The organism is Amycolatopsis sp. A133, assembly GCF_031082405.1.
GTDB lineage: Bacteria > Actinomycetota > Actinomycetes > Mycobacteriales > Pseudonocardiaceae > Amycolatopsis.
The window spans coordinates 378,110-401,266 of record NZ_JAVHJU010000057.1 but is presented as its reverse complement, the minus strand read 5'-3'; the positions used below and the strand labels follow the sequence as shown (position 1 = coordinate 401,266).

Below are 23,157 nucleotides of genomic sequence, written 5' to 3'. Positions count from 1 at the left end.
CGATGAGCGAACAGTCCACCGCACCCGGCAGACGGGTGGTGATCACCGGCTGCGGGGTGGTGTCCAGCCTCGGCACGGGCATCGACGAGTTCACGGCCGCGCTCCGCGCCGGGCGCAGCAACGTCCGGCCCATCAGCGTCTTCGACACGACCGGTTTCGAGCACAACAACGGCTGCGAGGTCATCGGGTTCGAGCCGGAACGCTGGATCCACAACGTCGACATCGACTCGCTCGGGCGCGCCAGCCGGTTCTCGACCGCCGCCGCCCGGCTCGCGGTGGCCGACTCCGGCATCGACCTCGACGCGCTGCGGGACGCGCGCTGCCTGCTGTCGGTCGGCACGACCGACGGCGAGTCGCACGAGCTCGACAGCATGGTCTCGCGGGAGATCGCGGGTGGACCGGAAGCGATGAGCCCGCGGCTGGCCCGGCGGACCTCGGCCGGCAGGCTCGCCACGTCCATCGCCCACGAACTGCGGCTGTCCAATGTGGAGGTCGGCAGCATCGCGACCGCCTGCTCGGCGGGCAACTACGCGATCGGCCACTCGTTCGACGCCATCCGGCTGGGGGAAGCGGACTTCGCGTTGTGCGGTGGCGCGGACGCCGTCTGCCGCAAGACGTTCACCTCCTTCTACCGGCTGCGCAGCATCGCCCCGGACTACTGCCGCCCGTTCGACAAGAACCGGCTGGGCATCCTGACCGGCGAGGGTGCCGGCATCCTGATGCTGGAGAGCCTCGAGTCGGCGACGGCCCGCGGCGCCCGGATCTACGGCGAAGTGCTCGGTTACGGCCTGTCCTGCGACGCCCACCACCCGGTGGCCCCGCACCAGGGCGGCATCGCCCGGTGCATGGAGCTGGCACTGGCGAACGCCGGCGTCAAGCCCGCCGAGGTCGACCTGATCTCCGCGCACGGCACCGGCACCCACGCCAACGACAAGACCGAAGCCGCGGCGATCCGCGAGCTCTTCGGCGACGACACGCCCCGCGTGGTGTCGATGAAGTCCATGCTCGGCCACTCGATGGGCGCGGCGAGCGCACTGGCCGCCATCGGCTGCTCGGTCGCCATCACCGAGGGGTTCATCCCGCCGACGATCAACCACGTCGAGACCGACCCCGAGTGCGCGGTCGACTGCGTGCCCAACGTGGCGGTCGAGGCGGACCTGCGGATCGTGCAGAACAACGGCTGGGCCTTCGGCGGCAACAACTCGGTCGTGCTGATCGGCCGCTACGACGGCCCCAGGGAGGCGGTGGCATGAGCACCGGCACGCTGAACCCGCCGGTCATCTCGGCCTGGACGGCGATCTCGCCGTTCGGCCACGACCGGGCGTCCTTCGCCGACGGCGTCCGCACCCGGACGTCACCGGTGTCCACCTTGGACCCGCAGCGCTGGTCGCGCGGCCCGGGCGAGACGGCCTGCACCGTGCCCGGCTTCGAGCCGCGGGAGTTCCTCGGCCCGAAGGGCACCCGGGCGATGAACCGGGTCAGCGGGCTCGCCGTCGCGGCGGCGAAGCACCTGCTCGCCGACATCGGCGCCGAGCCGGGTGCCGAGCGCGACGACCTCGGGTTCGTGCTGGGCACCACGACCGGCAGCGTGCAGAGCATGATGGACCTGACCCGCGCTTCGCTCACCGGCGACAAACCCGACCACGTCGAACCGGCCGCGGTCCCCGGCTGCGTGATGAACTGCGCCGCCGGGCAGGCCGCGATCTGGCACGGGCTCAAGGGTCCGAACGCGACGATCGCCGCGGGCCGGACCACCGGCCCGCACGCCTTCAACTACGCCCGCCGGCTGCTGCGGACCGGCCGGGCCACCCGGGTGCTCTGCGGCGCCGCCGAGGAGTACTCCCCCGCCAGGGCGTGGGTCGAGCACCACCGCCGCGGCGGTGGCGACCCGGTCGTCCTCGGCGAAGGCTGCGCGATGTTCCTCCTCGAACCCGCGGACCTGCGGCCGCCCGGCCGCCGGGTGCTCGGCACCCTGGAGGGGTTCGAATCCCGGGTCTGCCTGGACGACGACCTCGCCGGCACGGTCTCCGTCGCGGTGCGCGCGCTGCTGTCGGCCGCCGGCGTCGCTCCCGAGCAGGTCTGGGCCGCGACCGGCAGCGGGTTCACCGATCACCGCGGCGAACCGGTCGAGGCGGTGGCGCTGCGGGAGCTGTTCGGCGACGCGGCCGTCGACCGGGTGCCGTCGGCGGACCTCCTCGGTGACACGGCTTCGGCGAGCGCGATGTTCCAGCTCGCCGCCGTCCTCAGCGTCGCCGAATCCGCCGAACGGGCCGGCGCCGACCACACGGTCGTCACCACCTGCGACGACGACGGTTCGGTGGCGTGCACGCTGCTGCGGCTCGGCGAGCCCGTCGCATGAGTGCCCCGAAAGTCGCGCTGGTCAGCGGCGGGTCCCGGGGCATCGGCCGCGCGGTGGTGCTGAGCCTCGCCGAAAGCGGCCACGACGTCGCCTTCTGCTACCGCGCGGACGAGCAGTCCGCCGACGTGCTCGCCAAGGAGGTGCACGACCTCGGCCGGCGGGCGGTCGCGACCAAGGTCGACGTCACCGACCGCGAAGCGGCCGGTGAGTGGGTGGCCCGGACGGCCGCCGACCTCGGCGTCCCGGACGCCGTGGTGACGTCGGCGGGCATCACCCGCGACGGCGCGTTCGTGACGATGACCGAGGACCGCTGGACGGACGTGCTGCGGACCAACCTCGACGGCGTCTACAACGTCTGCCAGCCGGCGGTGTTCCTCATGCTCAAGCAGCGCCGCGGCAGCGTGGTCGCGCTGTCGTCGGTGTCCGGGGTGCACGGGAACCCGACCCAGGTCAACTACTCGGCGTCCAAGAGCGGGGTCATCGGCTTCACCAAGGCACTCGCCAAGGAAGTCGGCCGGTTCGGCATCCGGGTCAACTCGGTCGCGCCGGGCCTGATCGAAACCGACATGACCGCCCAGATGACGGACAAGGCCCGCGAGAAGCTGCGCGCGGCCGTCCCGCTGGGCCGGTTCGGCACGGCCGAGGAGGTTGCCGACCTGGTGTCCTACCTGGTCTCCGACCGGGCCGCCTACATCACCGGAAGCGTATTCGAGATCGACGGCGGCCTGGTCGTCTGAGGGGAAGGTCCGCCATGGACACCGATAGCCCGAATTTCATCGCGCGGCTCAAGACGGCGGCGCTCGGCTCGGCCGAGCACCCGCTGGTCTTCCTCGGCAACTTCGAGGTCGAGGAGCTGTGGGCCGCCGACGAGCTCGGCCTGCCGCGGGTGTCGGCCGCGGGCAGCACCGCGGTGGTCAACAGCATGGACGAGTTCGCACTGCTGCTGGGCGGCAAGGGCGACCACGTCGTGCTGAAGCACGCACCCGACCCGGGCTACCACCGCTACCTGCTCGACCTCGGCTTCGAACTGCCGGAAGTGCACGTCGTGGCGGACCCGGACCCGGCGCGCAACGTCAGCCAGGACGCGCTCGCCGATCCGGCGCTCGTCGCGGCGCTCGCCGAGCTGGCGACCGACGGCGCGCACCTGCTGCCGCACGGCGCGTCGGCCGTCGAAGAAGAACTGTCGGCCCGCACCGGCGTTCCGCTGGCCACCCCGCCCGCCGCGCTCTGCAAGTCCGTCAACAGCAAGGTCTACAGCAGGCGCCTGGCCGACGAGCTCGGGCTGCGGCAGCCGCCCGGCTGGATCTGCGACACGCCCGCCCAGCTGGCCGAGGCGGTGCCGGAGGCGGCCAAGGTGCTGGCCGACGGCGGCACGGTGGTGGTGAAGGAAGCGTTCGGCGTGTCGGGCAAGGGCATCGCCGTCGTCACCAGCGAGCAGCGGCTGCTGCGCCTGCAGCGGATGATCGAGCGCTCCGCCCAGCGGGCCGGCCGCGACCGGATCGCGCTGGTCACCGAGACGTGGGTCGACAAGCACGCCGACCTGAACTACCAGTTCACCGTGGCCCGGGACGGTTCGGTGCGGTTCGACTTCGTCAAGGAGGCCATCACCGACAACGGTGTCCACAAGGGACACCGGATGCCCGCCCGGCTCGACGAGGCCCAGCACGCGGTGATCCGGCACGCGGCGGACGCGCTGGGCGCCCGGCTGGCCGGGGACGGCTACTACGGCGTGGTCGGCGTCGACGCGCTGGTCGAACCGGACGGCGGGATCTTCCCGGTGCTGGAGATCAACGCCCGCAACAACATGTCGACCTACCAGGTGCCGCTGCAGGAACGGTTCGTGCCCGAGGGCGCCGTCGCGATGGCGCGGCACTACCCGGTGCGCCTCACCGCTCCCCTGCCGTTCGCGCGGCTGCGGGAGACGCTCGGCGACCTGCTGTTCGCCGGCTCCGGGAGCGGGCTGCTGGTCAACAACTTCGCCACGGTCAACGCCGGCGCCGGGCTCGCGGCCGCGGGCGAGGCGTTCGCCGGCCGGCTCTACGGCGTGCTCATCGGCCCGTCGGCGGAGCTGCTCGACGAACTGGACCGCAAGATCTCCGAGCGCCTCGCCACCCTCACCGCGGACTGACCCGCCGGGGCAGCCCTCACTGCCCCGGGCCAAGCGCCCCAATGTGGCGTTCGGTGCGTCCAACGCACCGAACGCCACATTGGGTGCGCTGGACGCAACCAACGCCACATTGGGGCGCTTTCGCCCACCCATCGCCTCAGGAGGCTTCCCGCATGAGCAGCAGCACGTCCGGCCCGGAGTTCGCCGTGATCTCCGGGGCGCAGGTCCACGACGTCCTCGACGGGCAAGAGAAGCTCGTCATCGATCTCATCGAGTCGGCCTACCGCCTGCACGGCGAGGGTGACACGGTGAACCCGCCGTCCTACTTCCTGCGCTTCCCCGACCGGCCGTCCTCGCGGATCATCGCCCTGCCGGCGTCGGTCGGCGGGGACATCGCGGTCGACGGCCTCAAGTGGATCTCGAGCTTCCCGGAGAACGTCGCGAGCGGGCTGCCGCGGGCTTCGGCGATCCTCGTCCTCAACGACCCGCGGACCGGGTATCCGCTGGCCTGCCTGGAAAGCTCCATCATCAGCGCCACCCGCACCGCCGCGTCGGCCGCGCTCGCCGCCGACCGGCTGACGCGGGACCGGCCCCGGCCCGCCCGCCTCGGCATCGTCGGCACCGGCCTGATCGCCCGGTACGTCCACGCGTACCTGGCCGCCGCCGGCTGGAGCTTCGACGACGTCGGCGTGTTCGACCTGAACCCGGCGCACGCCGAGGGGTTCAGCGGCTACCTGAGCGCGTCGGGACAGCCGTCGGTCACCGTCCACGAGTCCGCGGAAGACCTGATCCGCGGCAGCGACCTGGTCGTGTTCGCGACGGTCGCCGGCGAGCCGCACGTCCACGACCCGGCGTGGTTCGAGCACAACCCGCTGGTCCTGCACGTCTCGCTGCGCGACCTGGCGCCGGAGGTGATCCTGTCGGCGACCAACGTCGTCGACGACGTCGAGCACTGCCTGAAGGCGAACACGTCGGTGCACCTGGCCGAGCAGCAGACCGGTGACCGCGACTTCCTGTCCGGGACCCTGCACGACGTGATGACCGGCAAGGTCGTCCTGCCGAAGGACCGGCCGCTGGTCTTCTCGCCGTTCGGGCTCGGGGTGCTCGACCTCGCCGTCGGCAAGCACATCTACGACCAGCTGCGTGCTTCCGGCGACCTGCGGACCGTGGACGGGTTCTTCTTCGAACTCGACCGGTACGGCAAGCGGTAACGGGAGGACTTCGTGCCGATCATCACCGCCCCGCAGGACTTCAACACCGACGACCTGTTCGTCGACCTCCGCCGGTTCGCCGGCCGCCCGCTCTTCCTCAAGTGCGAGGGCTTCAACTTCGCCGGGTCGATCAAGATCAAGGCCGCCCGCTCGATGGTCGCCGCGGCCGAGCGCCGCGGCGACCTGCGGCCCGGCTCGACGCTCGTGGAGAGCTCCTCCGGCAACCTCGGGGTGGCGCTGAGCCTCGTCGCCGCCAGCTCCGGGTACCGGTTCGTCTGCGTGACCGACTCGCGGTGCACGCTCGGGGCCCGGCAGCTGATGGAGACGCTCGGGGCGGAGGTCCGCATCGTCACCGAGCCGCACCCGGAGCACGGCTTGCTGGGTGCGCGCATCGAGCTCGTCAAGCGGCTGTGCGCCGAGCACGGCCACGTGTGGCTCAACCAGTACGAAAACCCCGGGAACTGGCGCGCCCACTACGAAACGACCGGTCCGCAGATCGCCGAGGGGTTTCCCGACGCCGGCGTCGTCTTCATCGGCGCGGGCACCACCGGGACGCTCATGGGGTGTGCCCGCTACCTGCGGGAGCACCGGCCCGGCACCCGGGTGGTCGCGATCGACACGGTCGGCTCGGTCACCTTCGGCACACCGCCGGCGCGCCGGATGATCCCCGGGCTGGGCACCGGGATCCGGCCGCCGCTGCTCGATCTGTCCTATGTGGACGACGTCGTGCACGTGGCCGAAGCGGACACCGTGCGCGCCTGCCGGGCCCTCACCGGGGAGGGGTTCTGCTTCGGCGGGTCGACCGGCACCGTCGTGAGCGGCGCCCTGACGTGGCTGGCCGAGCACGACCACGAAGCACTCGGCCCGGCCGTGGCGATCGCGCCCGACCTCGGCGACCGGTACCTCGACACCGTCTACCACGACCAGTGGGTGGCCGACCTCTACGGCGAAGAGCTGCTCGAAGACGACGCCGCGAGCCGGCTCGCCGGGCCCGTCCGATGACCGGGCCCGGCGCTGTGATCCACCACACACGGCCTAGCACCACCGCGGATCCGGGTCTCACACCCCGTGAACGCGCCGTCACGGTCCAGTAGACTCGACGACATGCGCGGATAGGAACGCACCGCCAACGCCGCCTCGCCATCGGGTCGAACGGGGACTTTCGTGAAGCCTTCGCTCGCCGTTCGCACCTCCTGCTGGTCCGCCGGCCACCCCAGCGCGGTCATCGTGCTGTGGCTGGCCTTCGTCGCCGTGGTCGAGCTGCCCGCGCTCACCGGCGGGCACCGGCTCGGCGACGGCTCCCTCTCCGACCCGGACGTGGCGGCCAACTGGTGGCCGCTGGTCGCCGCGCCGATCGCGGTGCTCGTGAGCGCCCCGTTCTCCCGGTTGCTGCTGCTGGTCTCCGCACTGTTCCTCAGCGTGGTCACGGCCGCGGCGGCGGCGATACTGGACACGGTTTCCGAGACCGTCCCGATGTCGCCGCTCGCCGGCACCGCGGCGCTGCTGGTCGTCATCACGGTGGCGGTCCAGCACATGCTGTTCGCCCTCTGCCGGAGCCGGGAAGCGGTGGCGAGCGGCAACGACGCGACGCGGACCGCCCAGATCGTCGCGAGCACGGCCGGCAACGCCGCGCTGATCTCCGGCGGCAGCCTCGCCGTCTCGCTGGCCGCGGTCGCGGTCGTCGGCGCGGCCGCGGCGGCGCCGCTGGCCACCGCCGCGCTCGTGGTGGTGCTGGTGGTGACGGTCGCCGCGCTCAGCCTGCTGCCCGCGCTCACCGATCGTGTGCTGGCCTCGGCGAGGCCGCTGCCACCGCCGTCCTCGGCGCTCAAGATCAGCGACCTCCCCCGGTTCGTGCGGCCGGCCGCCATCGCGGTCGGCGTGCTCACGCTCGGCGTCGCCGCGGTCTACGGGTCGCTGCGGGTGTTCTTCCCCGCCTGCGCGGGCTGCCGGCCCCTCGCCGAAGACCTGGACGGCTGCGGGGTGACAACGCTGCTGGTGGTCCTGGGCGCGGCCACGCTCGTCGCCTACCGGCGCCCGGTGGTGGCGCTGGCGACGTTCCTGCTGAACGGCCTCGCCGGGCTCGCCGGGCTCGGGATGCTGGCGGTCCTGGTCGATCCGATGCCGCGGTGGGCACCCATGGTCCTGGTGATCGCCCTGCTCGTGCCGGCGAACCACCTGCAGGTCTACCTGCTGCACCGGCTGCGGAGCGAGACCCTCGCCGGGATGTCCCGGCGGAACACCGTCGCACACGCGTGCCGCCGGGCCTGGTCGGCTTCCGGCGGCGCGCTGGTGGTGACGGTGGTGATGTGGCTGGTCTGGGGACTGACCGAAGGCGGGGACGTCCGCGAGTTCGCGCTGGCGACCGCGGTGATCCTCGTCGTCGACACGACGATCGTCCGGTTCCTGCTGCTGCCCCGGCTGGCCGTCCTCGGGGGACGGACCAGCTGGTGGCGGCCGGTCAGGTGGCCGAAGGACGTCCGGTGAGGTCGAGGAACACCTCGTCGAGCGTCGGACGGCGCAACGCGAAGTCGGTGTACTCGACGCCGGCGTCACGCAGGGCGGCGGCCGCGGCCGCGATGCCCCCGGCGGTTTCGGGCAGCTCGACCGCGATGCTCCGCTTGCGTTCGTCGACGGTCACCGACGAGCCCGAAACGCCGGACAGCGCCGACACCGCGGGCTCGAGCCACTTGGGGTCGGCGACGGCGACCTCGAGCCGCTCCGCGCCGATCTTGCGCTTCAGCTCGTCGGCGGTGCCCTCGGCGATCACCCGGCCGTGGTCGATCACGACGATGTGGTCGGCGAGGTAGTCCGCCTCCTCGAGGTACTGCGTGGTGAGCAAGACCGTCACGCCCTCGTCGACCAGGCCCCGCACGATCCCCCACAGCGTGCTGCGGCTGGCCGGGTCGAGGCCGGTCGTCGGCTCGTCGAGGAACAGCACCGACGGGTGGCCGATCAGGCAGGTCGCCAGGTCGAGCCGCCGCCGCATGCCGCCCGAGTACGTGCCGACCGCCCGGTCGGCGGCCGCGGTCAGGTCGAAGCGCTCGAGCAGCTCGGTGGCCCGCTCCCGAGCCCCGCGCCGCCCGAGGTGCAGCAGCGTGCCGAGCAGCTGGAGGTTCTGCCGCCCGGTGAGCAGTTCGTCGACCGCGGCGTACTGGCCGACGAGGCCGATCCGCCGCTGCACCTGTTTCGCCTGCGTGGCCACGTCGAACCCGGCGACCCGCGCGGTGCCGCCGTCGGGACGCAGCAGCGTCGCCAGGACCCGGACCGTCGTGGTCTTGCCCGCGCCGTTGGGGCCGAGCAGGCCCAGCACCGACCCCGCGGGCACCCGCAGGTCGATGCCGGCCAGGGCCTGGTGGTCACCGAATCCCTTGCGCAGCCCGGAAACCTCGATGGCCGCTTCGCGGTCGAGCGCGTCGCTCGCCATCAGCCGGCGTCCCGCAGGCTCTTCGGGCGCAGGTCGGTCCAGGTGGCCTCGACGTGGGCGAGCGCGTCCGCGCGGGAACTCTCCCCCAGCGTGACCTGCCACCCCGGCGGCACCGCGGCGAACACCGGCCAGATGCTGCGCTCTTCCTCGTCGTTGACCAGGACGAGGAACCGGCCGTTCTCATCGTCGAAAGGACTCGTCACTTCACATCTCCGTCTGTCGGGCCTGGTGGCTTGCTGTCATGGTGTTCGGACCGGCTGACGGCACGCTGACCGCCACCTGACCCGCTACTTGATGGTGCGGTACTTGCGGAAGCTCAAGGTGCCCGCGACGACCAGGGTGACGATCAGGGTGATCGCCACGACCACGCCCGGGTGCTGGGTCGGGAACCCGCCGGTCTCCTCGACCGGGGTGCCCCACATCCGGCGCACCGCGGTGGTCACCGAGCTGACCGGGTTCCACTCCGCGACCGGCCGCAGCCACGCCGGCAGGCGGTCGATCGACATGAAGGCGTTGGACAGGAAGGAAAGCCCGAGCGAGGCCACCGCGCCGATACCGTCGATCGCCTCCGGGTTCCGCAGCGACAGCCCCAGCAGGATGCCGACCCAGATCATCGCGTAGAGGAACACGACGAGCAGGGCGAAACCCCCGAGCAGCGGCAGCACGCCGCCGTGCACGCGGCCCCCGACGAGCAGGCCGGACGCCACGGTGATCACGAGCGCGATCAGGCCGACCACGAGGTCACCGAGGGAGTGCCCGATCAGCACGGCGGGCCGGGTGATCGGCAGCGAGCGGAACCGGTCGGTCAGGCCGCCGTTGAGGTCGGTGGCCACGGCGATGGCGGTGGGCGCGATGCCGGCCAGGCCGACCTGCATCAGCGCCGCGGGGAACAGGAACTCCGGATAGCTGCCGCCACCCGGCACGATCACCGCGTCCTTGAACACGTAACCGATCGCCAGCATGGTGATCAGCGGGTTCAGGGTGATCGCCAGCAGGCGGCCGGGCACGTTGCGCAGGTGGGTGAGGCGGCGCCCGGCGAGCGCCAGCACTTCGACCACGGTGTCGCCCACCGCGGACCGACGGCTCCCGGCCGCGGAAATCACACTCATTCGTCCTCCTTGGAAGAGCCGTCCAGTTCGGCGGCGACGATCCGGCCGATTTCGGCCTGGGCTTGCGCGTGCATCATGAATTCGTGCCCGCAGTCGATGCGGTGTGTTTCGATCGCCCCGTCGACGTGCGGCGCCCACCGCGCGGGCCGCTCGGCGAGGTCGTCCTCGGTGAGGCCGTCGGCCGCCAGGAACAGCAGCAGCCGTCCCGAGAACCGGGTGGGTTCGAACCGGACCGCGAGTTCGCCGTTGTTGCTCATCACGTCGAGCACGCGGGACATGCGCTCCTCCCCGATCCCGGCGAGGCGTGACCCGCCGTGGCGCAGGACGTCGATGACGTCCGCCGCGGACAGGTCCGCACCGGCGAACTCGCCGGCGTCGTGGCCGAGGTGCTCCAGGAAACTGACGAGCAGCTCGCGGCGGGTCGGCGGGGCCTGGCCCGCCGCCTCGACCGGGAAGCTGTCCAGCACGCACAGGGTCTCGACCCGCTCCCCCGCTTCCTGCAGCTGCACGGCGATCTCGTGGGCCAGCAGCCCGCCGAACGACCAGCCGAGCAGGTGGTACGGGCCCGAGGGCTGGATCGCGCGGATCCGGGCGGCGTACTCCTCGGCGACGTCCTCGACGCTGACCGGCAGCTCGCCGTCCCCGCCGATGTTGGGCGACTGCAGCCCGTACATCGGGCGGCCCGGGTCGAGGTGCTGGACGAGCCCCAGGTACGGCAGGCTCAGCCCGAGTCCCGCGTGCACGCAGAACAGCGGTTCGCGGTCGCCGGTCGGCCGGATCGGCAGCACCGGCGCGAACGGGTCGAGCACGTCGCCGCCGTCGCCGCCGTCACCGTCACCCACGCCGGCCAGCGCGGCCAGGCGCTCGACGGTCCCGTGCGTCATGACGTCCGCCACGGTGAACCGCAGACCCGCGTTGCGGGCCAGCGCGACCAGCCGCACCGAGAGCAGGCTGTTGCCGCCCGAGGCGAAGAAGTCCGCGTCCACGTCGACCGTGGCCAGGCCGAGCGTCTCGGCGAACGCCAGCCGCAGGACCTCTTCGGCCGGCGTCTGCCCTTCCGCGCGAGTTTTCGCCTTCGGGGCGGGCAGCTTCGCGTGGTCGAGCTCGCCCGCCGCGGTGAGGGGCACGGCGTCGAGCTCGACGATCGCCGACGGCACCGCGAAGTCCGGCAGCTCCCGCGCCAGGTGCTCGCGCAGGTCCGGTACGTCCCCGCGGGCGACGACGTAGGCGACGATCCGGTCGTCGCGGACCACGACTTCCGCCGCCGCGACCCCGGCACCCCGCAGCAGGGCGGTCTCGACCTCGACCGGCCGGACGGCGAACCCGCGCGCCCGCACGGTTCCGGCCACCAGTTCCAGGCCGCCGTCGAGCCGGCGGCGGACCAGGTCGCCGGTGGGGTACATCCGCGACCCCGGCCGGAAGGGGTCCGCGACGAACCGGGCCGCGGTGCGGCCGGGCTCCCCCGCGTAACCGCGGGCGAGCGCGGGGCCGGCGAACCAGAGCTCGCCGTGCGCCCCCGGCGGGACCGGCTGGAGCGTCTCGTCGAGCACGTACGCGCTCATCGCGCGAGCCGGGCCGGGCAGCTGGGCCGCCCCGCCGGGCTCCGTCCGGCCGAGCAGGCTGCCGTAGTGCGTGTGCACCTCCGCTCCGGCGCGGTAGAGCCGGTCCGTGAGCGGAGCGGCGAGCGGCGCACCGGTGACGATCAGCCGGAGCCCGGCGAGGGCGTGCTCGTGCCGGGCCGCCAGCGCGACGACCATGTCCCGCGTGGCGACGAGCACCGCGGGCAGTTCGCCTTCGAGCAGTTCCGCGAGCGCGGCGGCATCCCCGGTCTCGGCCTCGACGAGGTGGACGGAACCACCGCCGGCCAGCGCCGCGAGCACGGCGGGAACGGCATCGGGCCGAGCGGGGACGACGACCCGCCGCCCGGCCGGAATCGACTCCCGCAGTGCGGCGACCGACTCCGCCAGCGCGCGGCGGGAGAGGATCGTGCCGTCCGGCAGGTGGGCAGCGGCGTTTCCGGGGGCTACCGGCGCAGTGCCGGGGTGGCTGGGGGCTCGCCCGGAAGTCACCGGCTCACCGCCCGGGCGACCGGCCTCGCGCCGGGAAACCACCGGCTCGCCCTCCGAACGACCGGCCTCGGCCCCGGAGGCCGCCAGGCCGGCCGAGCGACCGTCCTCGATCGTCACACCGGACTGTGGGTCAACCAAGCGGTACGCGGCTCCGGCCTGCAAAGCGGCGAGGACGTGGACCACCCGGTCCACCGCCGAAGCCGTCCCGATCGACACCGTCCGCTCCGGGCCCGCCCCGCCGGCAACCAGCTCGCGGGCCGCTTCGGTCACGCGGCGGCGCAGCTGGGCGTGGCTGAGGTGACCGCCTTGCCAGACCAGCGCCGGTCCGCGGCTGCCCCGCAGCGCCGGCAGCTCCGCCGGAACCCCAGCGTCCGCCGGGCCGGACACACCCTGCTCGGCCGGGGCCGACAGCTCGATCCGGCTCAGCGGGCGGTCCGGGTCGGCCGCGACCGCGGACAGCAGCCGGTTCAGCCGCTCGGCCAGCAGGCCCGCCGTCTCCGGGGTGAACAGGTCGGCGCAGTACTCGATGCTGCCCTCCATCCCGGCCTCGCCGGGGCGCTCGCCGAGCTGGAACGTCAGGTCGAACTTGAACTTCGCGCCGGTCGCGGGCAACACCTCCGGCCGCACCTGCAGGCCGCCGATCTCGAACCGCGGATCCGGGACCTCGTAGAACGACAACATCACCTGGAACAGCGGCTGCCGCGACAGCGACCGCGCGGGCCGGGCCATCTCGAGCAGCAGCTCGAAGGGCAGGTCCTGGTGCGCGTACGCCTCGAGGTCCGTGTCGCGCACCCGGGCGACGAGCTCGGCGAACGTCGGGTTGCGGCCGGTGTCGGTGCGCAGGACCAGGGTGTTCACGAAGAACCCGACGAGGTCGTTCGTGACCTCCTCCGACCGGCCCGCGACGAGGCTGCCCAGCGGGATGTCCGTGCCGGCGCCGTGCTTGGTCAGCAGCGCGGCCACCGCCGCCTGCACCACCATGAAGACGCTGGCCCCGGACCGGCGGGCCACCGCGGTCAGTGCTTGGTGAACGGCCGGCGGCACCTCGAAGCCGACCGAGCCGCCGCGGAAGGCGGTGGCGGCCCGGCGCGGCAGGTCCGCGGGCAGCAGCAGCTCGTCGGGCACGCCGTCGAGCGCGTCGCGCCAGTACTGCCACTGCCGGTCGGCCGTGCTGCCTGCGGCCTGCCGGTCGTCGAGCAGCTCACGCTGCCAGACCGCGTAATCGGCGTACTGGGCGGGCAGTTCCGCCCAGCCGGGCGCGGCTCCCCGCACCCTCGCGTCGTAGGCGGTGGCCAGGTCGCGGGCCAGCACGTCCACGGACCAGCCGTCGCCGGCGATGTGGTGCAGGACCAGCAGCAGCACGTGCTCGGCCGTGTCCTCGACGCGGTACAGGGCCGCACGCAGCGGACGGTCGGCGGCGAGGTCGAAGGCGCGGCTCGCCGCGGCCTCCAGCGTCGCGGTCAGCTCGGCCTCGGCGACCGTCGCCGTCGCGAGCGGCTCGCCCGGAGCGTGCGGGAGCACCCGCTGGAACGGCACCCCGTCGACGTCGGGGAAGACCGTGCGCAGGATCTCGTGCCGCTCGACGACGTCGCCGAGCGCGGCCGCCAGCGCCGCCGGATCGAGCTCCCCGCCGAGCCGGACGGCCAGGGGGATGTTGTACCCGGCGCTTTCGAGCCGGTTCAGGAACCACATCCGGGTCTGGGCGTGGGACAGCGGAATGCGCTCCGGCCGCTCGAGCTTCCGGAAGCCGGCACCCGCCTGGCCCGCGGAGACGAGCCGGCCGGCGAGCCTGCTGACGGTCCGCGCTTCGAAGAGGTCGCGGATCGACAGCTCGGCGGCCAACGCGGACCGGACCCGGCTCACGACGGAGTTCGCCAGCAGGGAATGGCCGCCGATGACGAAGAAGTCGTCGTCGATGCCGACCTCCGGCACGCCGAGCACGTCGGCCCAGATCTCGCACAGCGCGGCCTCGACCGGGGTGCGCGGGCCGCGGACGCCGGCGCCGGTGTGCTGTTCCGGGGCGGGCAGCGCCTTGCGGTCGATCTTGCCGTGCGCGGTGAGCGGGAAGCGGTCGAGGACGAGGTAGGCACCCGGGACCATGTACGCCGGCAGCTGCGCGGTCACGTGCTCGCGCAGCTCCTCGGCGGTGACGGCACCGGAGACGTACGCGACGAGCCGCCGGTCGTTGCCCGTGCCGTGGACCGTGACGACCGCTTCCCCGACACCCGCGTGCGCGGCGAGGCAGGCTTCGATTTCGCCGAGCTCGATGCGGTGCCCGCGGATCTTCACCTGGAAGTCGCGGCGCTCCACGAACTCCAGCTGACCGTCCGGGCGCACCCGGACCCGGTCGCCGGTGCGGTACATCCGCATACCCGGACCACCGAAGGGATCCGCGACGAACACCGCCGCCGTGCGGGCGGGATCACCGACGTAACCCCGGCCCACCACCAGGCCGCCGACGAACAGCTCGCCCACCGTGCCGGCCGGCACCGGACGCAGCTCGTCGCTCAGCACGTACAAGCGGGAATTGCGCACCGCGCGGCCGATCGGGACCCGGCCGCCCGGCACCTCGGCCGCCGACCGGATGACCGCGTGCGTCACGTCGTCCGAACACTCCGTCGGGCCGTAGGCGTTCACCAGCGGCACGCCGGGGAAGCGCTCGAACCACCGCACGCACAGGTCCGCCGGCAGCGCCTCCCCGGTCACCACCAGCCAGCGCAGCCCCGTGACGTCGACGTCCGCCTGCTCGGCCAGGTCCCAGGAATCCAGCGTCGCCCGCAGCAACGACGGCACGACCTCCAGCACCGAAACGCCCTCGGCCCGGATCAACCCGAACAGCGCGTCCGGATCGGCGGCCACCACCCGCGAGACCACGCGGACCCGGCCGCCGACCAGCAACGGCGCCAGCATCTGCCACACCGAGACGTCGAAGGTGACCGGGGCGTTCTGCACCACCACATCCGACGGCTCCAAGCCCAGGTCCTCGACCTTCGCCAGCAGGTGGTTGACCATCCCGCGGCGGTGCACCATCGCCCCCTTCGGACGGCCCGTCGAACCGGACGTGAAAATCACGTAACCCAGGTCCAGACCCGCATCACCACGGGAAACCGGCGCCCACTCCCGGTCCTCGGCGTCGTCCAGGACGACGACCTCGACGCCGCCACCGGCCGCGGCCACCACCTCGGCCGCCAAGTCCGCGAAGCCCGCGCCGATCACCACCGAACCCGCGCCCGAGTCCACCAGCAGCCCGGCCAAGCGGGTCACCGGCAACGTCGGGTCCAAGGGCAGGTAGGCCGACCCGGACCACAGCACGCCCAGCACGGCCGACACGAACCCGACGCCGGGGTCGGCCAGGATCCCGACCACGCCACCACCCAGCCGCCGCGACAACGCACTCGCGCGACCGGCCAGAGACCCGTACGAAACCCACGCGCCGCCGTCGGCCACCGCCGCCGCTTCCGGCGTCGCCAACGCGAAGCCGCACACCCGGGCCACAACATCGGCGCCCACCACGCCGGTGGTACCGGCACCGCGCTCCAGCTCGCTCGCCGGCACGACGTCGATCCCGCCCAGGACCACCGACGGATCGGCGACGGCGGTGTCGAGCAGGTGCCGGAACACGCCGGTGAGCAGGCCGATGCGGCCGGCGTCGAACGCCTCGGGTGCGTAGTCGAAGCGGAAGGCCAGTTCGCTGCCCGGGTTCACCACCAGGCTCAGCGGGTAGTGGCGGGAGTCCTCCGTGACGGCGTCGAGCACGCGCACGTCGCCGCCCAGGACCACCTCGGTCCCCTGGTCGTCCGCGGGCACGTTCTCGAACACGATCGCGGTGTCGAACAGCTCGCCCGTGCCGGCGAGGCCGGGCACGTCGTTCTGCACCTCGGCGAGCCCGACGTGCTGGTAGGCCGACATCCTGGCCTGCTGATCGCGCAGGGAGACCAGGAGTTCGCCGAGGGTGCTCGCCGGGTCGAGGTCGGCCCGCACCGGCACCGTGTTGATGAACATGCCGACCATCGTCTCCACGCCCGGCAGCTCCGCCGGGCGCCCGGAGGTGACCGACCCGAACACGACGTCCCGCCGTCCCGTGAGCCTGCCGACCATGATCGCCCAGCAGGCCTGCACGACGGTGTTCAAGGTCAGCTCGTGCCGCCGGGCCCACGCCACCAGTTCGGCGGTCTCGTCCCGGGACAGCACCACCTCGGCCGATTCCGGCACCGCCTTCAGGTGGCCGTCGATCTCCGGCGCCACCTTCGTGGGCTCGGCGAGCCCGTCGAGGACCTCGCGCCACGCCTGCCGGGCTTCCTGCTCGTCCTGGCGGCCGAGCCAGGCGAGGTAGTTCCGGAACGGGGTCACCTCCGGCAGCGCCGCCGCGGGGCCTTCGGTGTACAACGTGGCCAGCTCGCGGATGAGGATCGGCACCGACCAGCCGTCGGTGGCGATGTGGTGGGCGGTCCAGAGGAAGCGGTGGCGCCCGGGGGCGACCTTGATCAGCGTGAACCGGACCAGCGGCGGGTGCGCGAGGTCGAACCGGCGCTCCCGGTCCTCGGCCGCCAGCCGGCCCAGCCGCTCCTCGCGCTCGGCCGCCGGCAGCGTGGACAGGTCGAGCTCGGTCCAGGGCAGGCCGACCTCGGCGGCGATCAGCTGCACGGCTTCGCCGCCCCGGCGGTGCCGGAAGTAGGCGCGCAGGGTCGCGTAGCGGCGCAGGAGTGCGGCACACGCGTCGCGCAGCGCGTTGACGTCCAGCGCGCCGGCGAGGTCCGCGGTCGCCTGGACGGTGTAGACGTCGACGCCGTCCGGGTCGAACTCGGAGTGGAACAGCAGGCCCTGCTGCAGCGCCGACAGCGGCAGGGCGTCCTCGATGCGGCCGCCCTCCGGTGCCAGCTCCCGCAGTTCGGCTTCGGTCAGTTCGACCAGCGGTCCGGCCGCGACGGCGGCCGCTTCGACGTCGGCGCCCGGCTCGCGGAGGCCGACCTGCTCGGCGATGGCGGCCGGCGTCCGCCGCTCCAGGATGTCGCGCGGGGTGAGCTCGATACCGGCCGTCCGGGCCCGGCCCGCCACCTGGATCGCGCTGATGCTGTCGCCGCCGAGGGCGAAGAAGTTGTCGTCGATGTACACCCGCGGCACGGACAGCACTTCGGCGAGGATGTCGCAGACGACCGTCTCGACGGTGTTGCGGGGGCGGCGCCCGACGACCTCGGCCCGGAAGTCCGGGGCGGGCAGCGCGGCGCGGTCGACCTTGCCGTGTTCGGTGAGCGGCAGCTCGTCGAGCACGACCAGTGCCGAGGGGACCATGTAGTCCGGCAGCAGCTGCTGGGCGGTGCTGCGCACGTCACCGGCGTCGATCGGGCCTTCACCTTCGACGCCGATCAGGTAGCCGGCGAGGCGCTTGCCGCCGTCGGCGTCGGTGAGCACCCGCACGACGGCGTCCAGGACACCGGGCACGGACCGCAGGACGCTCTCGATCTCGCCGAGCTCGATGCGGTGCCCGCGGATCTTCACCTGGAAGTCGCGGCGCTCCACGAACTCCAGCTGACCGTCCGGGCGCATCCGGACCCGGTCGCCGGTGCGGTACATCCGCTTTCCGGCTCCACCGAACGGATCCGCGACGAACACCGCCGCCGTCCGCGCCGGATCGCCCACGTAACCACGGCCGACGACCAGACCACCGACGAACAGTTCACCGATCGCCCCCGCGGGCACCGGCCGCAGCTCGTCGCCGAGCACGTACAACCGGGAATTCCGCACCGCGTGGCCGATCGGCACCACCTCGGCGCCCGACCGGATCACCGCGTGCGTCACGTCGTCCGAACACTCCGTCGGGCCGTAGGCGTTCACCAGCGGCACGTCCGGGAACCGCGCGAACCACCGCACGCACAGGTCCGGCGGCAGCGCCTCCCCGGTCACCACGAGCCAGCGCAGCCCCGAAACATCGGCGGACCGCCCGGCGAGGTCCCAGGAGTCCAGCGCCGCCCGCAGCAACGACGGCACGACCTCCAGCACCGAAACGCCCTCGGCCCGGATCAACCCGAACAACGCGTCCGGGTCGGCCGCGATCGCCCGGGACACCACCCGGACCCGGGCGCCGACCAGCAACGGCGCCAGCATCTGCCAGACCGAGACGTCGAACGTGACCGGAGCGTTCTGCACCACCACGTCCGCGGGCTCCAGGTCGAGGTCTTCCACCTTCGCCAGCAGGTGGTTCACCATCCCCCGGCGGTGCACCATCGCCCCCTTCGGGCGACCGGTCGAGCCCGACGTGAAGATCACGTAGCCGAGGTCCAGACCGGCGTCGCCCCGGGAAACCGGGGCCCATTCCTCGTCTTCGGCGGCGTCCAGCACGACGATCCCGGCGGCACCGCCGGCCGCGGCCACCACCTCGGCCGCCCGGTCCTCGTAGCCGGGGCCCACGACCACGCGCGAGGCACCCGAGTCCACCAGCAGCCCGGCCAGCCGGGCCACCGGCATCCCCGCGTCCAGCGGCACGAACGCCGAACCCGACCACAGCACGCCCAGCACGGCCGAGACGAACCCGGCGCCGGGGTCGGCCAGGACGCCCACCACACCGCGGGCCGGAAGCCGGCGCGACAGGGCGCTCGCCCGGCCGGCGAGGGACCCGTACGAAACCTGCTCCCCGCCGTCGGCCACCGCGGCCGCCTCCGGCGATGCCTGCGCGATGTCGCAGATCCGCGACACCACGTCGGCCCCCACCGGCCCGGTCGCCCCGATCCCGGCCGCCAGCAGTTCACCCAGCTCGTCCGCCGACACGACGTCGACCGCGCCGAGCACCGCCGACGAGTCGGCCTCGGCGAGGCGGCCGACGAACCCGGCGAGCCGCTCCAGGTGCGTGGCGACGCCGTCGGCGTCGTAGAGGTCGGGGTTGCCGTTCAGGTGGATTTCGATGATGTCTTCGGTCACGTCGAGCACGGTCAGCGACAGGTCGTTGGTGATCCCGGTCGACAGGTTCATCACGCGCGTGTGGCAGTCGCCGAGCCGCAGGCCGGGCTCGGGCGGGAGCACGTTGACGAACGGGCCGCCGAACGGGCGGCGCTCGTCGCTGCGCACGCCGATGTCCCGGCGGATCTGGTTCACGTGGTAGCGCTGGTGCTTCAGCGTCGCGGCGAGCTCGCCCGAGGCCTGGGTCAGCAGCTCGGCGATCGTCATCTGCGGCTCGACGAGCATCCGCAGCGGCAGGTAGTTCGCCACCATGCCCGGGGTCGCCCGCGAGCGGACGCCCGCGCGCGCCGCGACCGGGACGGTCAGCAGCAGGTCCTTGATGCCCGAAAGCCGTTGCGTGTAGGCCGCCATCGCGGCGATGAAGAACGTCGGCAGCGTCACCTTCGCCGCCGCGGCCGCTTCGCGCACCGCTTTCGCCGTCTCCGGGGGCAGGTTCATGGTGCGCCGCAGGAAACCGCGGGCCGGCGCCGGTTCCTTGCCGGACAGGCTGACCAGGTCGGGCGTGGTGTCGAAGTGCCGTCCCCAGAACGCCTTGTCCCGCAGCCGGTGCGGGGAGTCCTGGTAGGCGAGGTCGGCGTCCAGCAGCAGCCGGAACGGCGGCAGCGCGCGGCCGCCCGGGTCCTCCCCCGCCAGCAGCGCGTTGTAGAGCTCGCCGAGCCGTCGGTGGCAGATCGCCGCGCTGACCCCGTCGCCGATGAGGTGGTGCGTGGTGAGGTACCAGAAGTGCCGCTGCTCGCCGACCTTGATCAGGGCGCCGCGGAAGAGCGGGAAGTCCGAAAGCGAGAAGGGGTGCCGCATGTCTTCGTGCATCCAGTCGAGCGCAGCGGCCTCCGGATCGGCTTCCCCGCTCAGATCGGGGTACCGGATCGGAAGCTCGGTCAGCGGCTCGATGAGCTGCCGCGGCTCGCCCTCGACCTCGACGAACCGGGCCCGGAAGCACTCGGCTTCGTCGGCCAGCGCCCGCAGGGCCGCCCGGAGCACGTCGACGTCCAGCGGGCCGGTGATGTCCAGGTAGTCCGCCATCGCGTAGGCGAGGCCACCCCCGGACAGCTGCTCGTCGTACCAGACGTCGGTCTGTGCGGTGGACAGGGGCAGGAATGCGTCGACCGCGGTCATCAGGGCACCTCGAAGAGTGTTTTGGCGTAACGGGAATCGGGTTCGGCACCGTCGAGCAGCGCTTCCGGGCCGTAGTTGTCCTTGACCCACTGGTCCTGGTAGATCGTGTCCAGGTAGCGGTCACCGAGGTCGGGCGAGACCACCACCGCCGTGGGCTCGGGCCCGCCCGCGTCGTTGTCCGCCAGCCAGCCGAGCGCGCCCGCCAGCACCATGCCGGCGCCGCCCCCGAGCAGGAAGCCGCGCTGCGCGAGCCGGCGGCACTCGCGGATCGCGGCCGCCTCGTCGACCCGCACGAGATCGTCCACGAGGGACATGTCGATGACCGGGAACCGCACGCTGGTGCGCAGGGCCGAGCTGCGGCGGGCGGCCCGCGGGCCGGGGCCGACGCACTCGACGGCCACGATCCGCACCTGCGGCCGCACCTGGCGCAGGTAGCGGGCGCACCCGGTGAGGGTGCCCGCCGAGCCGACCCCGACGAAGAGCACGTCCAGATCCGGCACGGTGCGCAGGATGTCCGGGCCGGTCGAGCGGAAGTGGGCCATCCAGTTGCCCGCGTTCACGTACTGGTCCAGCCAGGTGTAACCGTCGTTCTCCGCGCACAGGCGGCGGACGAGCCGCAGCCCGGCGGCCGGGTCGGGGGCGACCAGCACCTCCGCGCCGAGGTTCTGCATCAGCTGCCGGGTGAGCAGCGTGCTGCGCGGGTCGGTCACGCAGACGAACTTGTACCCGCGGCTGGCCGCGACCAGGCTCAGCGCCACGCCGAGGTTGCCCGACGACGTTTCGACGATGGTCGAGCCCGGGCGCAGCACCCCCGCCCGCTCGGCCAGCGCCACCATCTCCAGCGCGGGCTTGAGCTTGCTCGACCGCGCGAAGTTGAAGCCCTCGCACTTCATCAGGACCCGCCGGCCCACGACGTGGCGGAGGTCGGCGTACAGGTCCGTGACGTCGAACTCCTCCGGCTTCGTGATCACCCGCACGACGAACCTCCGGTCGATGATCCCGCGGCGTGCGCGGGAAAGGGGTCGCCCCGGCCGACCTTGCCGGCCACCAGGCCCTGGAAGACGGTGAGCTTCTGGATGTTGCCGGCGCCTTCCATGAACTCGACGCCGCGCGCGTCGCGGACGAGCTTGTCCAGCACCGGGTGGTCCCAGCGGGCCCGCGGCCCGAAGAAGCGGCACGCCTCGAGCGTGGCCTCCTCGGCCAGCCGGCACGCTTCGGCCTTGGCCGCCGAGGCGAGGTGGCCGCGGGAGCCGTCGGCGTCGACCTCGATGGCGGACAGGTGCACCAGGTGGCGCACGCCGTCGATGCGGCGCCCCAGCTCGTCGAGCCGGTCGCGCCCGGTTTTGTCCAGCCCGCCGAGCCCGGCCGGCACGTAGTCGTGGGCGGCCGCGGCGATGCCGACGGCGATCGCGGCGACGCCCGGCCGCAGCCGGTTGAACGTCTGCACGCACGCCCACATGCCCCGCCGGGCGGGCGACCGGTCCCGGCCGAGCACCCGTTCGGGGGGCACCGCCACGCCGTCCAGCGTCAGCTCGCAGATCCGCGCGGCACGCAGGCCCAGCGACTCGAGCGGTTCGGCGTGGAACCCCGGGTCGGTCGTGTCCACCAGGACCGCGGTCACGCCCAGCGGCCCGGGGCCGGTGCGGGCGAACACGACCCCCAGCGCGGCCCGGGCGGCGTTGCCGACGTACTTCTTGCGGCCGTCGAGCCGGTGCGGCCCGCCGTCCGGCGAGGTCTTCAGCGCCGTCTCCAGCGCGGTGGCGTCGGAACCCCGGTCCGGCTCGGTCAGCGCGAAGAACGTCCAGGTGGGCCGCTCCAGGAGCCGGCCGTAGAACCACTCCTTCTGCTCCCGGTCGGCCAGCACGTCGACGAGCACGCCGGACATCGACGCGCCCGGGCTGGCGAGCATCAGGCCGGCGTCGCCGCGGGCGAGCTCTTCGAGCACCACCGCCCGCTCGATCGCCGTCATGCCGTGGAAGCGGTGCCCACCGAGGCGCAGGCCCGCCCCGCCGTACTCCGCCGGCACGAGCATGGCGGCGAGGGCGCGGACGCCGCCCAGGTCGAGGTGCTCGCCGACGGCGTCGGGGTCGGTGTCGAGGCCGGCGCCCGCGCCGCGGAACTCCGCGCCCCACTCGCGGGCCGCGTCCCGCAGCGTTACGAGCCGTTCGTCCAGCACGGTCGCCGTCACGCCACGACCTCCGGGGTGTAGGCCCCGGCGAGCAGCTCGGAGACGTCCGCGACCTCGCCCGCGCCGCCCCGGACGAACCCCGCGGCACCGAGCAGGCGCAGCAGGACGCGGTCGGTGTCGGTGAGCCGCCGGTGCAGGTAGGAAAGCGCGTCCGGCGGCGGGGCCGAAGCGTGCGCGGTCAGGAACGCCCGCACCTCGAGCTGGCCGGTCAGCGCCTCGGCGACGGCGCCCTGGACCATCTGACGGCGCAGCAGCGTCGTGTCGCCACTGCGCCGGCCGCCCAGGTAGGCCAGCCCCGTGTCGAGCAGGGCACCGGACAGGCCCAGCCGCAGCCACACCGACCCGGTCGCCAGGATCGGGTCGGGGTGGCTCGCGGGCCGGTTCGTCCGCACCAGGACCACGGAGCCGCCCGGCAGCTCCGCCGTCCGGACCACGAGCACGTCGCCATCGCGTTCCGCGGGCCCGGCCGGCAGGACCGCCGCACCGCCGGCCCCGAACACCGGCGCCCCGGCCGGCAGGGCCGCGTGCAGCACCGCCAGTGCCGGGGCCAGCCCGTCCGCCCGGGCGATGTCGTGGCACCGCAGCCAGGTCGCCGTGAGCGGCGGCGAGATCGTGGTCATCGC

The 23,157-nt window shown here is 73.3% G+C and carries 14 protein-coding genes; 7 read left to right on the top strand and 7 right to left on the bottom strand.

The features are described from left to right. Positions 1-2: 2 nt before the first annotated feature. From Q5425_RS34210 to Q5425_RS34180, 7 genes are all read left to right on the top strand, one after another. On the top strand, positions 3-1,253 hold the full coding sequence (locus Q5425_RS34210) for a beta-ketoacyl-[acyl-carrier-protein] synthase family protein (protein ID WP_308676494.1): 1,251 nt from the start codon (positions 3-5) through the stop codon (positions 1,251-1,253). After that, positions 1,250-2,359 carry a beta-ketoacyl synthase N-terminal-like domain-containing protein gene (locus tag Q5425_RS34205; RefSeq protein ID WP_308676493.1) on the top strand — a complete coding sequence of 370 codons (1,110 nt, stop codon included), beginning with the start codon at positions 1,250-1,252 and terminating at the stop codon, positions 2,357-2,359. The genes Q5425_RS34210 and Q5425_RS34205 overlap by 4 nt, the downstream gene beginning before the upstream one ends. Continuing rightward, a complete protein-coding gene (gene fabG / locus Q5425_RS34200; RefSeq protein ID WP_308676492.1) occupies positions 2,356-3,096 on the top strand; it encodes a 3-oxoacyl-[acyl-carrier-protein] reductase in 741 nt (246 codons plus the stop codon). Before Q5425_RS34205 ends, fabG begins: the two co-directional genes overlap by 4 nt. 14 nt (positions 3,097-3,110) lie before the next feature. Next, positions 3,111-4,487 carry an ATP-grasp domain-containing protein gene (locus Q5425_RS34195; protein ID WP_308676491.1) on the top strand — a complete coding sequence of 459 codons (1,377 nt, stop codon included), beginning with the start codon at positions 3,111-3,113 and terminating at the stop codon, positions 4,485-4,487. Positions 4,488-4,639: 152 nt separating this feature from the next. After that, positions 4,640-5,677 (top strand): 2,3-diaminopropionate biosynthesis protein SbnB, encoded by a 1,038-nt coding sequence (sbnB, locus tag Q5425_RS34190; protein WP_308676490.1) that lies wholly within the window; start codon positions 4,640-4,642, stop codon positions 5,675-5,677. A gap of 12 nt (positions 5,678-5,689) precedes the next feature. After that, positions 5,690-6,679: a 2,3-diaminopropionate biosynthesis protein SbnA gene (sbnA, locus tag Q5425_RS34185; protein ID WP_308676489.1), complete on the top strand. Its 990-nt coding sequence runs from the start codon at positions 5,690-5,692 to the stop codon at positions 6,677-6,679. A gap of 162 nt (positions 6,680-6,841) precedes the next feature. Then, the gene (locus Q5425_RS34180; RefSeq protein ID WP_308676488.1) at positions 6,842-8,161 is read left to right on the top strand and encodes a hypothetical protein; all 1,320 of its coding nucleotides are present in this window, start codon (positions 6,842-6,844) and stop codon (positions 8,159-8,161) included. Here the strand turns inward: Q5425_RS34180 and Q5425_RS34175 are convergent. The 7 genes from Q5425_RS34175 to Q5425_RS34145 all read right to left on the bottom strand — a co-directional run bounded on the left by Q5425_RS34175 (position 8,136) and on the right by Q5425_RS34145 (position 23,154). After that, positions 8,136-9,101: an ATP-binding cassette domain-containing protein gene (locus tag Q5425_RS34175; RefSeq protein ID WP_308676487.1), complete on the bottom strand. Its 966-nt coding sequence runs from the start codon at positions 9,099-9,101 to the stop codon at positions 8,136-8,138. The two genes, Q5425_RS34180 and Q5425_RS34175, sit on opposite strands and share 26 nt — an antisense overlap. After that, positions 9,101-9,304, bottom strand: coding sequence for an MbtH family protein (locus Q5425_RS34170; protein WP_308676486.1), 204 nt, complete (start codon positions 9,302-9,304; stop codon positions 9,101-9,103). The genes Q5425_RS34175 and Q5425_RS34170 overlap by 1 nt, the downstream gene beginning before the upstream one ends. Before the next feature lie 84 nt (positions 9,305-9,388). Then, a complete protein-coding gene (locus Q5425_RS34165; protein WP_308676485.1) occupies positions 9,389-10,210 on the bottom strand; it encodes an ABC transporter permease in 822 nt (273 codons plus the stop codon). After that, on the bottom strand, positions 10,207-20,346 hold the full coding sequence (locus Q5425_RS34160) for a non-ribosomal peptide synthetase (RefSeq protein ID WP_308676484.1): 10,140 nt from the start codon (positions 20,344-20,346) through the stop codon (positions 10,207-10,209). Before Q5425_RS34160 ends, Q5425_RS34165 begins: the two co-directional genes overlap by 4 nt. Next, complete coding sequence (locus Q5425_RS34155; RefSeq protein ID WP_308676483.1) at positions 20,346-21,323, bottom strand: pyridoxal-phosphate dependent enzyme; 978 nt, start codon at positions 21,321-21,323, stop codon at positions 20,346-20,348. Before Q5425_RS34155 ends, Q5425_RS34160 begins: the two co-directional genes overlap by 1 nt. Beyond that, the gene (locus Q5425_RS34150) at positions 21,314-22,534 is read right to left on the bottom strand and encodes an acyl-CoA dehydrogenase family protein (protein ID WP_308676482.1); all 1,221 of its coding nucleotides are present in this window, start codon (positions 22,532-22,534) and stop codon (positions 21,314-21,316) included. The genes Q5425_RS34155 and Q5425_RS34150 overlap by 10 nt, the downstream gene beginning before the upstream one ends. Continuing rightward, entirely contained in the window at positions 22,531-23,154 is a 624-nt protein-coding gene (locus Q5425_RS34145) for a DUF2786 domain-containing protein (RefSeq protein ID WP_308676481.1), read from the bottom strand. Before Q5425_RS34145 ends, Q5425_RS34150 begins: the two co-directional genes overlap by 4 nt. Between the last annotated feature and the right edge of the window lie 3 nt (positions 23,155-23,157).

What these genes read in the sequence shown, in the direction of transcription:
- Q5425_RS34210 (WP_308676494.1), top strand. Translation starts at nt 3, where the DNA reads ATGAGCGAACAGTCCACCGCACCCGGCAGACGGGTGGTGATCACCGGC.
- Q5425_RS34205 (WP_308676493.1), top strand. Translation starts at nt 1,250, where the DNA reads ATGAGCACCGGCACGCTGAACCCGCCGGTCATCTCGGCCTGGACGGCG.
- fabG (WP_308676492.1), top strand. Translation starts at nt 2,356, where the DNA reads ATGAGTGCCCCGAAAGTCGCGCTGGTCAGCGGCGGGTCCCGGGGCATC.
- Q5425_RS34195 (WP_308676491.1), top strand. Translation starts at nt 3,111, where the DNA reads ATGGACACCGATAGCCCGAATTTCATCGCGCGGCTCAAGACGGCGGCG.
- sbnB (WP_308676490.1), top strand. Translation starts at nt 4,640, where the DNA reads ATGAGCAGCAGCACGTCCGGCCCGGAGTTCGCCGTGATCTCCGGGGCG.
- Q5425_RS34175 (WP_308676487.1), bottom strand. Translation starts at nt 9,101, where the DNA reads ATGGCGAGCGACGCGCTCGACCGCGAAGCGGCCATCGAGGTTTCCGGG.
- Q5425_RS34165 (WP_308676485.1), bottom strand. Translation starts at nt 10,210, where the DNA reads ATGAGTGTGATTTCCGCGGCCGGGAGCCGTCGGTCCGCGGTGGGCGAC.
- Q5425_RS34160 (WP_308676484.1), bottom strand. Translation starts at nt 20,346, where the DNA reads ATGACCGCGGTCGACGCATTCCTGCCCCTGTCCACCGCACAGACCGAC.
- Q5425_RS34145 (WP_308676481.1), bottom strand. Translation starts at nt 23,154, where the DNA reads ATGACCACGATCTCGCCGCCGCTCACGGCGACCTGGCTGCGGTGCCAC.